The organism is Corynebacterium sp. 1103A (assembly GCF_055700955.1).
In genome coordinates, this window is sequence record NZ_JASTTF010000002.1 from 193,506 (window position 1) to 205,112 (window position 11,607).

The following is an 11,607-nucleotide window of genomic DNA, read 5'->3' on the forward strand; positions in this document are numbered from 1 at the left end:
CGGGTGTTTTTAGACCCCGGCGACCACGGCGGCGAGCCGGCCGGCGACCTTGCGGGCCTGCTCTTCCTCGGCGGCTTCGACCATGACGCGGAAGAGCTCCTCAGTACCCGACGGGCGCAGCAGCACGCGGCCGGTGCCGTGGAGTTCCTCCTCGGCTTGGGCAATGGCGGATTTGACCTCATCGTTGTCCATGATGGCGGACTTGTCAGAGACCGGCACGTTGATGAGCACCTGCGGCAGGACCTTCATCACGCTGGCCAGCTCCTGCAGCGACTTGCCGGAACGGGCCATGCGCGCCATGAGCGACAGGCCGGTCAGGGTGCCGTCGCCGGTGGTGCTGTCGTCCGGCAGGACGATGTGGCCGGACTGCTCGCCGCCCAGAGAGAAGTCGCCGCGGATGAGCTCTTCAACCACGTAACGGTCGCCGACCTTGGTCTGGACGACCTCGATGCCCTGCTCCTGCATCGCCAGCGTCAGGCCCAGGTTGGACATGACGGTAGCGACCAGGGTCTTGTGGCGCAGGTCGTTGTCCTCGTGCATGCCGACGGCCAGGATGGCCATGATTTGGTCGCCGTCGACGACGTTGCCGGCGGCATCGACAGCCAGGCAGCGGTCGGCGTCGCCGTCGTGGGCCAGGCCGAGGTCCGCGCCGTGCTCCACCACGGCCTTCTGGGCCTGCTCGATATGGGTCGAGCCGCAGTCCTCGTTGATGTTGAAGGCGTTCGGCTTGTGGTGGATCGGGATGACCGTCGCACCGGCGGCCTCGTAAGCCTGCGGGGCGACCTTGGAGGCGGCGCCGTTGGCGGTATCCACCACGACGGTGATACCGGACAGATCGGCGGTAACGACCTCGGCGAGGTGCTTGAGGTAGCGCTCGCGGGCATCGGGAGCCTCCGAGATGATGCGGCCCAGCTTGGTGCCGGTCGGGCCCTCCTCGCTCAAGGTGTCCATTACCCGCTGGATGTCGTCTTCCACCGCGTCCGGCAGCTTCCGCCCGCCGGCGGAGAAGAACTTGATGCCGTTGTCCGGCATGGGGTTGTGCGACGCAGAAATCATCACGCCTAGGTCCGCCCCGTAGTCATCAGTGAGGAAGGCAATCGCCGGGGTTGGCAGCACGCCCACGCGCAGCACATCCACGCCGCGGGAGGCGAGCCCGGAAGCGATCGCCGCGTCGAGCATCTCCCCGGACACGCGCGGGTCGCGGCCGATGATTGCGAGCGGGCGACGCTCGTAGGATTCCCGGTTGGCGGTAAACACCTCCGCCGCCGCTTGGCCAAGTTTCAGTGCCAGCATGGGGGTCAGCTTCTGGTTAGCCAGACCCCGTACTCCGTCGGTGCCAAATAGTCGAGTCATGTCCAACATTATGCCCCTACCATTATGCTTCGCGCGACCGGACCGGACCTACTCCCACTTCCTGCACTCACCTAAAGTGGGGAAGCTGCGCCGGTACCGAATAGCGCCGCGCCCGGACACGCTTAAAATGGCCCCATATGAGCGCAGGCGAAACCTTAAGAGAATCACTGATTAACGTCACCGGTCGAGCTACTAATGCGCTAGCCCGCGCATTACCCGGCCGCACTGTCGACGCGGAAAACATCCAAACCATCGGCTGGCACCGCCACGCGGAAGGCGTGCGCCGGCTGCTGGACAGCTTTCAGGCCGTCCCCGCCGGCAAGCGGGTGCGCCTGGCGAAGAAGACCTCCAACCTCTTCCGCGGCCGCGAGTCCACCACCCCGGGGCTGAACGTGAGCGGCCTGGGCGGGGTTATCGCTATCGACCCGGTGGCCAAGACCGCCGACGTGCAGGGCATGTGCACCTACGAGGACCTGGTGGACGCGACCCTGCCCTTCGGGCTCGCGCCGCTGGTGGTCCCGCAGCTGAAAACCATCACCCTGGGCGGGGCGGTCACCGGCATGGGGGTGGAATCCACCTCCTTCCGCAACGGCCTGCCGCACGAATCCGTGCTGGAGATGGACGTCCTCGACGGCAACGGGCAGATCGTGACCTGCTCCCGGGAAGAAAACGTGGATCTGTTCCGCACCTTCCCCAACTCCTACGGCTCGCTGGGCTACGCGGTCCGCCTGACCATCGAGCTGGAGGAAGTCCCCTCCCGCATCGAGGTCCGCTCCGTGCGCTTCCACGACCTTGACAGCTTCCAGGACGCCCTGGCCGAGGCCTCCGCCAGTGGAGAATTCGACGGCACGCGCCTGCACGGTCTCGACGGGGTGGCCTTCAGCCCGCAGGAGGCCTACCTGGTACTGGCGGTGGAGGCTGGCGATTCCGCCTCCCATACCTCGGACTACACCGGCCAGGCCATCTACTACCGCAGCCTGCAGCACCCCCACGGCACGAGCCACGACCTGCTGAGTATCCGCGACTATATCTGGCGCTGGGACACTGACTGGTTCTGGTGCTCCCGGGCCTTCGGCGCGCAGAACCCGACGGTGCGCAAGATCTGGCCGCGCCAGTGGCGCCGCAGCTCCTTCTATTGGAAGATCGTGCGCCTGGACCGCAAGTACCAGCTAGAATACAACTTCCTCAAAAAGCCCAAGGACCTGCCGGCCTCCGAGCGAGTGGTCCAAGACGTGGAAGTCCCCGTCGATAAGACCGCCCAGTGGCTCGACTGGTTCTTTTCCGCCAGCGACATCCAGCCGGTCTGGCTGTGCCCCATCCGGCTGCGCGACGGCGTCGAGGACCTGGTCGGCACCGGCGAGGTTGCCGCTTCCTCGGACTCGCCTTGGCCGCTGTACCCCCTAAAGCAGGGGACGACCTGGGTAAACGTCGGATTCTGGTCCGGGGTCCCGGCCGACCACGTCAGCTCGGAGCAGGAGCCGGGCGCCTTCAACAAGGTCATTGAGGCCAAGGTCAGCGAGCTGGGCGGCCACAAGTCCCTGTACTCCGAGGCCTTCTATACCCCGGAGCAGTTCGCCGAGCTCTACGGCGGCGACCTGCCGGAGAAGATGAAACAGCAGGCCGACCCGGCGGGACGTTTCCCTACTCTCTACGACAAGACCGTGAACAACTCTTAAGACAACGAAAGAAAGAAAGGAAGCCCTATCCCATGCCCGGTAAGTTTCAGCCGATGACGGTAGCCGAGATCATCGACGCCTTCGTCCCCGCCGCCAACCCCTTCTACTGGACCGCGTTCGATGGTTCTTCCACCGGCAACCCGGACTCGCAGTACCACGTGTCCATCAACAGCGTGGAGGGCCTGTCCTACATCGCCACCGCCCCGGGCGACGTCGGCCTGGCCCGCGCGTTTATCACCGACGGCATCAGGGTCAAGGGCGAGCACCTGGCGCACCCCTACGGCATCTTCGACGCCCTGCACGAGATGTACCGGAAGTTCGAGCGGCCGGATACCAGCACGCTGCTGAAGATCGTGCGCTCGCTGGCCTCGATGGGCGCTATCCAGATCCAGCCGGTGCCGGAGGCGGAGCGCGCCGGCCGCTTCGAGCGCATGCTGCGCCAGGGCCTGTCGCGGCACTCCAAGGAGCGCGACGCGGATGTCATCTCCGACCACTACGACGTGGGCAACGACTTCTACGAGCTGTTCCTGGGCGATTCCATGACTTATACCTGCGCCTACTACCCCAGCCCGGACGCCTCGCTGGACGAGGCCCAGGCCAACAAGTACCGCCTGGTCTTTGAGAAGCTGCACCTGAAGGAAGGCGACCGCCACTTGGACATCGGCTGCGGCTGGGGCGGCATGGTCCGCTACGCCGCCCGCCAGGGCGTGAACTCCATCGGCGTGACGCTCTCGCGCGAGCAGGCCGAGTGGGGCCAGAAGAAGATCCTGGAGGAAGGCCTCGAGGATCTGGCTGAGATCCGCTACATGGACTACCGCGATGTGCCGGAGGAAAACTTCGACGCCATCTCCTCCATCGGCCTGATGGAGCACATCGGCGTGAAGAACTACGCCAGCTACTTCGACTTTTTGTCCGGCAAGCTGCGCGAGGGCGGCGTGATGGTCAACCACTGCATCACTTACCCGGACAACCACAAGACCCCGCGCGGATCCTTCATCGACCGCTACATCTTCCCGGACGGGGAGCTGACCGGGTCCGGCACCATCGTCCGCAAGATGCAGGACCACGGATTCGAGGTCTTCCACGAGGAAAACCTGCGCTTTGACTACATGCGCACGCTGTCGGCCTGGTGCGAGAACCTCAAGGACAACTGGGAAGAGGCCGTCAGCCTGGTCGGCCTGCCGACCGCCCGCCTGTGGGGCATGTACATGGCCGGCTCCCAGTGGGGCTTCGAGCACAACATCGTTCAACTCCACCAAGTGGTAGGCATCAAGCTGGACAAGACCGGCTCCCGCTGCGGCACCCCGGAGCGCCGCTGGTGGAACGACTCGGTCTTCTAACCCCTTGCTGTCCTAGGCCCCGGGTGTCCTAGACCGAGACCCCCGCCAGGGTCCCGGGCCTAGATAACACGAACGCCGCTTGGGCTTCCCGGAAAGGGAAGGGCCCAAGCGGCGTAAGTGTAAGTACCAGCGAAGAATTAACGCTTGGAGTACTGCGGGGCACGACGTGCCTTGTGCAGACCAGCCTTCTTGCGCTCGACGGCACGAGCGTCACGGGTGAGCAGGCCGGCCTTCTTCAGGGCGGCGCGGTCAGCCGGGTTGTAAACGTTGAGTGCGCGGGCGATAGCCAGACGCAGAGCGCCGGCCTGGCCGGTCGGGCCGCCGCCGTTGACGGTGACCTTGATGTCGAACTGGTTCTCGCGGTCCAGCAGGGTCAGCGGAGTGAGGATGTCCTGCTGGTGCAGCTTGTTCGGGAAGTAGTCATCCAGGGTGCGGCCGTTGACCACGATCTCGCCGGAGCCGGCGATCAGGCGGACACGAGCGACGGCGCGCTTACGGCGGCCGACGGTCTGGATCGGGCCCTCGTGGATGGCCGGGGCAGCAGCCTCAGTCTCCTCGGCGGACTCCGGAGCAACGACGTCACCGATGGTGTTGGTGAACTCTTCGGTTGCGGCGGCTGCGGCTGCGATGTCAGCAGCGTCTGCCACGTTGTTATCGATGTTGTTCTGCTCGGTCATTACTGTGCCACCTGCTTAAGCTCGTAGGATTCCGGCTTCTGGCCGGCGTACGGGTGCTCCTCGCCTGCAAAGACGTGCAGCTTGCGGGCGGAAGAACGGGAAAGCTTGTTGTGCGGCATCATGCCGGTGACAGCTTCTTCGATAACGCGTACCGGGTTGGCGTCCAAAGACTGCCCCAGGGTCATGGTCTTCAGACCACCCGGGTAGCCGGAGTGGCGGTAGCGCTTTTCGCGGTCACGCTTGTTGGAAGAGATGTGGATCTTGTCAGCGTTGATGATGATGACGTGGTCACCACAGTCAACGTTCGGTGCGAACTGCGGCTTGTGCTTACCACGCAGCAGGTCTGCCACGGTGGAAGCGAGCTTGCCCAGCACCACGTCAGTAGCGTCGATGACGTACCACTTGCGGGTGATGTCACCGCTCTTAGGGTGGAAAGTAGACAAAATGACTCCTTGAAAGTCTGTCTCGGAACTGCCGGCCAACGCCATGGTCCTTCAACTGCCCCTAGATACAGCGGCCGGTGGAGACCTGCACTAGGTGCCGCGTCCAGCCCCAAAGCAGGGCTGTGCCGCTCAGACACATAGGTCTACTACTCTAGTAGTTTCGTCCTGAATTCCCAAAACGCCGCTCAACAGGGGCAACACTCCCCTTCCCAGACAAAACCCGCCTTCCCCTTTGGGCCGGGAAGGCGGGGTGACAGACGGGATTGTGTGGTGGGTGCGTTTAGCCCCAGCTGGCGGCGGCGCGGCGGTTGACGTCGCTCATGGCGTCGTTGCCCTCGGAGACAGTGCGGGAGATGGTCATCAGCACCTGGTTGAGCTCCAGGGCCGCGTTGTCCCACTTGCGCTGGGCCTGCTGGTAGGCGGCTGCGGACTCGCCCTCCCAGGTAGCGGCCATCGGCTCGATGATGGATTTGAGCTCATCCAGCAGGCCGTTGATGCGGGCCGAGGTGGAGTTGATATCAGCAGCGGCGGCCTCGATGGCGCCGAATTCGTACTTGATAGCGGTCATGCGCGAATTTTTCCTTCCTGGTGTTTTTCTGGTGTGTGCTCGCGCGGTCGGGGTTGTACCGCGCGGGGTGCCTGGCGGCTACAGGGCCAAGCCGGCGCCGCCGACGTTGTTGAGGACCTGCGCGTTCTGGGCCTCGACGTCGTCGAAGTTGCGGGCGTTGCTGCGGATGTTGTCCGAGATAGCGGACAGGGCCTCGCGCAGCTGTTGGGCAGAAGCGTTGTAGCGCTGCATCAGGTTGTCGAAGGACAGCTGCGCGCGGCCCTCCCAGCTCGCGCGGGTGCCTTCCACGACGTTGTGCAGGCGGGTCAGCTCGCCCTGGACTTCATCATTGGTGGAATCGACATGCCCGGCCGTGGCCTGCATGACCTCGGCTTCGGTCTTAAACGTGGTGTGCATAGTGTTCGCCCCTCCTCGAACGGGTTGACAGTGTGGTGTCACGGTCGTGTGTCACGGTGTGGTGTGACGGGATTGATGTGTCGCGGTTGCTTGTCAGACTGGTGGAGGAAGTCCCCCGCCGCCGCGTTCTTTCCGACGCGGTGCCTTCCTCATCTTTATTGGACTGCCCTCTGGCTCATTCGGTTCCCGGAGTTTTTAAAAAAGTTTTAGCCCTCCCGGGCCAGGGATTCTTCGGCCATGCGGCAGGCGGCTTTCTGCGCGACGCTGGGCAGCTGGCGGGTGTGGCAGCCCACGGACAGCTGGTGATCGCCGTCCACCCACGTCGTCCAGACCACGTGCGAGTCGTCGCCCGGCTTTTCCACGTAGGTCAGCCGGCCTTCGTGCTCCTGCGGGTGGGACAGGGCGTCGTCGCCGGCGATTTCTTCCTGGATCTCTTCCAGCAGGTATTCCGCGGGCACCGAATACAGCGGATCCGCGGCGAAGAGCACCCGCAGGTCCGGATCCGGCCCCGTAGCCGTGACCAGCCCGTCGCCCTCAGCGGATTCCTCGGGGTGAAAGCCCTGCGGCAACTGCACCGACAGTCCCGCCGCGCTGAGCTGTTCCGGCGCGGGCGGCGGCTCGTTTGCCGGCCCGTCGCTGCCCGCCTCCCCGGGAACCGGTGGGTCCTCACCCTCGTCGGCGGGAGCGGCCGCCACCGCGTTATCAGTTGCCCCATCGCCCGTACTCTCCTCGTTTGTATCGCCGCCGCGGCCGACCACTAACCAGGCCACGCCGGCCACGATCAGAACCACCACGGCCAGCAACGCGTAGAAGGGCTGGAACCACCCTCCTTTGCTGGAGTTGTCCGCGCTCGGGCGCAGCGGCTCGGCGCGCGCTGCGTCCGGGTTTGGCCCGCCGGTATTGACGGACTCGACTACGGGCGCGGGCGGGGCGAAGACCTCGGTCTCCGGGTGGGTAGCCGCGTGCTCGGCGGTGTCTACCACCGGCACCTCCCGGCCTTCGAGCTGCCGGGCGATAATGCTCACGGCTTCAGCCGAGACCGCAGTCGCGCTGGAGTCCGCGCAAACCTTCACGGGCGCTTCCGGCCAGTGGGCGCCCAGGATCTTCTCCGCCTGCTCGAGCGCGCCGTCCAAGGCCCAGCCCTCCACGATCCCGGTGCCGGGCAGGTCGTAGCGGTAGACGGTTTCTGGGCCTTCGAAAATGGTGGCGGTATCCAGGATGGTGATGGTCAACAAAGCGGGTGCGGCGGTCGTCATGGCGTGTCCTTTCGGTTGCTTGCTGCTCGGTTACTCTCGGCTTGTTTGCTTTCTGCTTGGCTGCCCTCGTCTCGGTCTTCGGCGGCTGGTGCTGCGTCTTCTTGGTCGTCGGCGGCGCGGATGACTTGGCACAGTCCCAGTTCCTCGCCGCGGACGTGGAAGCGACCGCGCCCGGGCGGCTGGCGCTTGGGCTTCATACCGAAGATGGGCCCTTCCTCCTTGTCAGCGTCCAGAAGCAGGACGGCGGGCTGGGTGTCTTTGAGCGCCGAGCAGAACTTGCCGAACAGAGCGCGGCCTATGCCGCCGGCCTTGCGGGCGAAGATGACGTGCAGGCCGATGTCCTGGGCGTGCGGGATGAGCTCCACCAGCGGGTGCAGGGCGGCCTCGCTAGTTAGCTCCGCGTCGTCGATGACCACGTAGATCTCCGGGCCGGACCACCAATCGCGGGCGCGCAGCCGTGCCAGGGTGATATCCGGCCCCGGCAAGCGTTCGCGCATAGTCGCCGCGGTATCGCGCAGGGCCTTCTCCGCCGCTGCAGGCGTGGCGGCATAGGCGGCGAGCATGTCCTCGTCGAGCGCGCCCAGGTGCGCCCGACGCGGATCGATGACCACCAGGCGGGCGTCCTCCCGGGGCAGGCCGGCCACAACATTAGCGATGACGCGGACGAAGGTGGACTTGCCGGACCCGCTGGCGCCGACGCAGACCAGGTGGGCGCTGGTGGCCGGATCCCAGGCCACCGGCTCCAGATCGCGGCCGCCGATTCCCCAAACCAGCCCGGTGGTCAGCGCGTGCCGGGGCAGGTCGGCCGGGCGCAGCTGGTCGGGCAGGGTCTTGAGCCGGGGCACCGGGTCGCCGCCGCGTGACTGCAGGTGCGCCACGTCCTGGTTGGAGGTGCGCGCCAGCAGCATCATCTCCCCGGTATCGGTGAGCCCGCGGCCGGGCAGGGCCGGCAGCTTCTGCTGGGCCTTGCGGTCCACCAGGGATTCCATGGCCTCCCCCAGGCGCAGCTCCAGCCGGTGGGCGATAAGGTCCCTAATCGACGGGCGCAGGGTGGTCCACCGCGGCGTGGATAAGACCAGGTGGACGCGGGCGCTGGGGCCGTCGGCGGCTAGGGCGGTGATCTTCTCCGTGAGATCGTTGAACTCCGCGCCGGCGGTGCCCACGTGGTGCCAGCCGTCCAGGACTAAGAAGGTGTGGCGGGGCTCGGGGCGCTCGACCAGTCCGGTGACCTCGTCGATGACGCGGCGAACCGTGTCCGGCTCGTCGCGGCCGGCCACGCCCGCCACGTGCGGCAGGCGGTCCAGGTTGGCTAGCGCCCCGCCGCCCAGGTCGATGACGTAGAAGCGGACGGCCTCGGTTCCATGGTTCGCGGCCAGGGAGCCGACGACGGTGCGCAGCGCCATGGACTTGCCGGTTTGCGGACCGCCGCAGACGGCCGCGTGCCCGCCGGCGGTGGAAAAGTCCACCACCAGGGGATCCTGGCGCTGGTTGTAGGGACGGTCGATGAGCCCGACCGCGGCCTGCAGGTGGGTGGTCTGGCCGGCCCGATGCAGGATGTCGGGCAGCTCGACCGCGGCGGGCAGCGGCGGCAGCCAGATGCGGTGGGCGCTGTGCCCGCGGTTGTCGGCCTCCGCGCGGGCGGCGGCCACGACCTCGTTGAGCAGCGTGGTGGACTCGTCCCAGACAAGCTCCGGCTCGTTGTCCTCCGCGGGGTGCGCGTCCCAGCCGTCGAAGACGGACACCCGGGCCGGCGGTGCGCTTGCCCCTACGGCTGGGTCGGCCGGGCGCGCGAGCGGCCCAGAGACGTAGGTGGCCTGGAAGCGCTCCAAGGCGTCGCCGTTTGTCTTCAGGTAGCCGGCGCCGGGCTGGGCGGGCAGGTGGTAGGCATCGGTAGCGCCTAGGACCTGGCGGGACTCCGCGGCGGAGAAGGTCTTGAGTCCGATCCGGTAGGACAGGTGTGAGTCCAGCCCGCGCAGGCGGCCCTCCTCCAGCCGCTGGGAGGCCAGCAGGAGGTGGACGTGCAGCGAACGGCCCAGGCGGCCGACGGCGACGAAGAGGTCGGCGAAGTCTGGGTGCTGGCCTAGCAGCTCGGAGAACTCGTCCACCACGATGACCAGGGCGGGAAGCGGTGGGAACTGCTCCGGGTCGCGGCCGGCGTTGTAGTCGCCGACGTTGGCGAAGTTGCCGGCCTGGCGCAGGATCTCCTGGCGGCGGTTCATCTCCCCGGAGATGGCGTCGTACATGCGCTCGACCAGGACGGATTCTTCCTCCAGGTTGGTGATCACCGCCGCGGTGTGCGGCAGCTGCTCGCAGCCCAGGAAGGTCGCCCCACCTTTAAAATCCACGAGCACCAGGTTCAGCTCCTCGGGCGAATGCGTGGCCGCCAGCGCAGTGACCAGGCTGCGCAGCAGCTCCGACTTGCCGCTGCCCGTGGCCCCGATGCACAGCCCGTGCGGCCCCATGCCACCCTGGGCGGACTCCTTCAGGTCGAGGTAGACCGGCTGGCCGCTCGGGTCCAGCCCCACCGGCACGTGTAGGCGCTGCGACCCGGCGCGCCCCGGCCAAAGGTTTACTCCCCGCAGCTCCGCGATGTCGCGGTGCCCGAGCAGGGCCACCAGGTCGCCGCCACCGGAGCCGAGCTTGGGCCCCGACTCAGCCAACGGGCGGCGGCAGCGGGCCATGCGGCGGGCGATGAGCACCGCGCCGTCCTCCCCCAGCTGGTCCGCGCGCCCCAGCTCCTCCTCGCCCGCGGCGGTGGAAACCAGCAGCGTTGTGCCGGATTCCGGGCCCGCCCCGTCGCGCAGGCTCAGGCACAGCCCCTCGTGCTCGGCGCGCAGCCCGAGCGCGGTGTTGCGGCGGGAGCCGACGTCGATGATGGTGGTTATCCCCTCCTCGTCGAGGAAGTCTTCCACCCCGGTGGTCGCCACCCCGTCGACGATGAGCACGCGGTAGTCCGCCTGCTCCGGCCGGCGGGCGTGCGGCAGCCACTTCAGCCACTCCCAGCCGGCCCCGCGCACGGAGAGGCCCAGGGTGTCGGGTCCGTGCGCGCAGGCCAGCTGGATGACGATGGCCCGCGCCAGATCCGCCGCGCCCGCGCCCGCTATCCCCAGCACGCCAAAGGCCTGGAGCTGGACAACCACGGGCATCTCCGACAGGGTCTCGACCGCCTGGATGGTCCGGCGCAGGCTGACTGCGCACACCGGGTCGAGGTCCTCGGCCGCGGCCGCCTCCGGCACCTGGATCTCCGTGGCCAGCTTCGTCTCGCCCACGCCGATGCGCACCTCCAGGGCGTCCGGGTCGTCCGCGCTGCGCTCCCACAGCCGCTGGTTGTGGACGAAGGCGGGCAGCTGCTCGACGGGCGGGTGACGGTGCAGCTCGTGGGCCCGCTGCGCGGCGCCGTTGTCCAGAGCCTTCTCGCGCAGCGCCTTCAAGTGGCGCAGGTAGGTCCGCCGGGTCTCGTCCGGGTCCTGGCCGCCGGTGGACGGGCCGAACATCATGAACATGCTGGCCAGCATCATGATGGGAAACATGAGCATGAGCGGGCTGAAGGTGCGCTCCGACCCGCCGCTTAGGACCATGAGCGCGACCATGCCGAGCATGGCGGCGACCATGACGATGGGCATGATGATGCGCACCAGCGGCACGGGCTGCTTGCGTTGGGCCTCCGGCACCGCCTCTGCGGTGATGGTGCCGGTCGGCGCCGGCGGCACCGGTTGGCGCTGCGTTAAGGTTGTTGGCTCGATTACTTGAATATTCTCGCGCTGATCCAGCACGGCTGTTACACCCCCGAAATGTTTTTTGGCGGCCACCTCCCCTAGCGGTGGACACGCTGCCCACAGTAAGCCACAATTGAGCGCGACGGGCAAGGTGGGCAAGAAAGTTTTTAGCCACCGGCCTG

The 11,607-nt window shown here is 66.9% G+C and carries 9 protein-coding genes; 2 read left to right on the plus strand and 7 right to left on the minus strand.

The window, feature by feature from the left end:
- Window positions 1-9 precede the first annotated feature (9 nt).
- Window positions 10-1,353: a phosphoglucosamine mutase gene (gene glmM / locus QQS52_RS02430; RefSeq protein WP_472772427.1), complete on the minus strand. Its 1,344-nt coding sequence runs from the start codon at window positions 1,351-1,353 to the stop codon at window positions 10-12.
- A gap of 137 nt (window positions 1,354-1,490) precedes the next feature.
- Between glmM and QQS52_RS02435 the strand changes: the two genes are divergently transcribed.
- Both QQS52_RS02435 and QQS52_RS02440 read left to right on the plus strand, forming a co-directional pair.
- Window positions 1,491-3,029 (plus strand): FAD-binding oxidoreductase, encoded by a 1,539-nt coding sequence (locus QQS52_RS02435; protein WP_472772428.1) that lies wholly within the window; start codon window positions 1,491-1,493, stop codon window positions 3,027-3,029.
- 32 nt (window positions 3,030-3,061) lie between these two features.
- Complete coding sequence (locus QQS52_RS02440) at window positions 3,062-4,369, plus strand: class I SAM-dependent methyltransferase (protein WP_472772429.1); 1,308 nt, start codon at window positions 3,062-3,064, stop codon at window positions 4,367-4,369.
- Window positions 4,370-4,506: 137 nt separating this feature from the next.
- Here the strand turns inward: QQS52_RS02440 and rpsI are convergent, their stop codons facing one another.
- From rpsI to eccCa, 6 genes are all read right to left on the minus strand, one after another.
- A complete protein-coding gene (gene rpsI, locus QQS52_RS02445; RefSeq protein WP_070769167.1) occupies window positions 4,507-5,046 on the minus strand; it encodes a 30S ribosomal protein S9 in 540 nt (179 codons plus the stop codon).
- The gene (rplM, locus tag QQS52_RS02450; RefSeq protein WP_070769166.1) at window positions 5,046-5,489 is read right to left on the minus strand and encodes a 50S ribosomal protein L13; all 444 of its coding nucleotides are present in this window, start codon (window positions 5,487-5,489) and stop codon (window positions 5,046-5,048) included. The genes rpsI and rplM overlap by 1 nt, the downstream gene beginning before the upstream one ends.
- Window positions 5,490-5,769: 280 nt before the next feature.
- Entirely contained in the window at window positions 5,770-6,057 is a 288-nt protein-coding gene (locus QQS52_RS02455; protein ID WP_070769165.1) for a WXG100 family type VII secretion target, read from the minus strand.
- A gap of 78 nt (window positions 6,058-6,135) precedes the next feature.
- Complete coding sequence (locus QQS52_RS02460; RefSeq protein WP_472772430.1) at window positions 6,136-6,453, minus strand: WXG100 family type VII secretion target; 318 nt, start codon at window positions 6,451-6,453, stop codon at window positions 6,136-6,138.
- A gap of 206 nt (window positions 6,454-6,659) precedes the next feature.
- A complete protein-coding gene (locus tag QQS52_RS02465; protein WP_472772431.1) occupies window positions 6,660-7,709 on the minus strand; it encodes a type VII secretion-associated protein in 1,050 nt (349 codons plus the stop codon).
- Window positions 7,706-11,332 carry a type VII secretion protein EccCa gene (gene eccCa / locus QQS52_RS02470; protein ID WP_472772544.1) on the minus strand — a complete coding sequence of 1,209 codons (3,627 nt, stop codon included), beginning with the start codon at window positions 11,330-11,332 and terminating at the stop codon, window positions 7,706-7,708. Before eccCa ends, QQS52_RS02465 begins: the two co-directional genes overlap by 4 nt.
- Window positions 11,333-11,607 lie beyond the last annotated feature (275 nt).

What these genes read in the sequence shown, in the direction of transcription:
- glmM (WP_472772427.1), bottom strand. Translation starts at nt 1,353, where the DNA reads ATGACTCGACTATTTGGCACCGACGGAGTACGGGGTCTGGCTAACCAG.
- QQS52_RS02435 (WP_472772428.1), top strand. Translation starts at nt 1,491, where the DNA reads ATGAGCGCAGGCGAAACCTTAAGAGAATCACTGATTAACGTCACCGGT.
- QQS52_RS02440 (WP_472772429.1), top strand. Translation starts at nt 3,062, where the DNA reads ATGCCCGGTAAGTTTCAGCCGATGACGGTAGCCGAGATCATCGACGCC.
- rpsI (WP_070769167.1), bottom strand. Translation starts at nt 5,046, where the DNA reads ATGACCGAGCAGAACAACATCGATAACAACGTGGCAGACGCTGCTGAC.
- QQS52_RS02455 (WP_070769165.1), bottom strand. Translation starts at nt 6,057, where the DNA reads ATGACCGCTATCAAGTACGAATTCGGCGCCATCGAGGCCGCCGCTGCT.
- QQS52_RS02460 (WP_472772430.1), bottom strand. Translation starts at nt 6,453, where the DNA reads ATGCACACCACGTTTAAGACCGAAGCCGAGGTCATGCAGGCCACGGCC.
- QQS52_RS02465 (WP_472772431.1), bottom strand. Translation starts at nt 7,709, where the DNA reads ATGACGACCGCCGCACCCGCTTTGTTGACCATCACCATCCTGGATACC.
- eccCa (WP_472772544.1), bottom strand. Translation starts at nt 11,332, where the DNA reads ATGCCCATCGTCATGGTCGCCGCCATGCTCGGCATGGTCGCGCTCATG.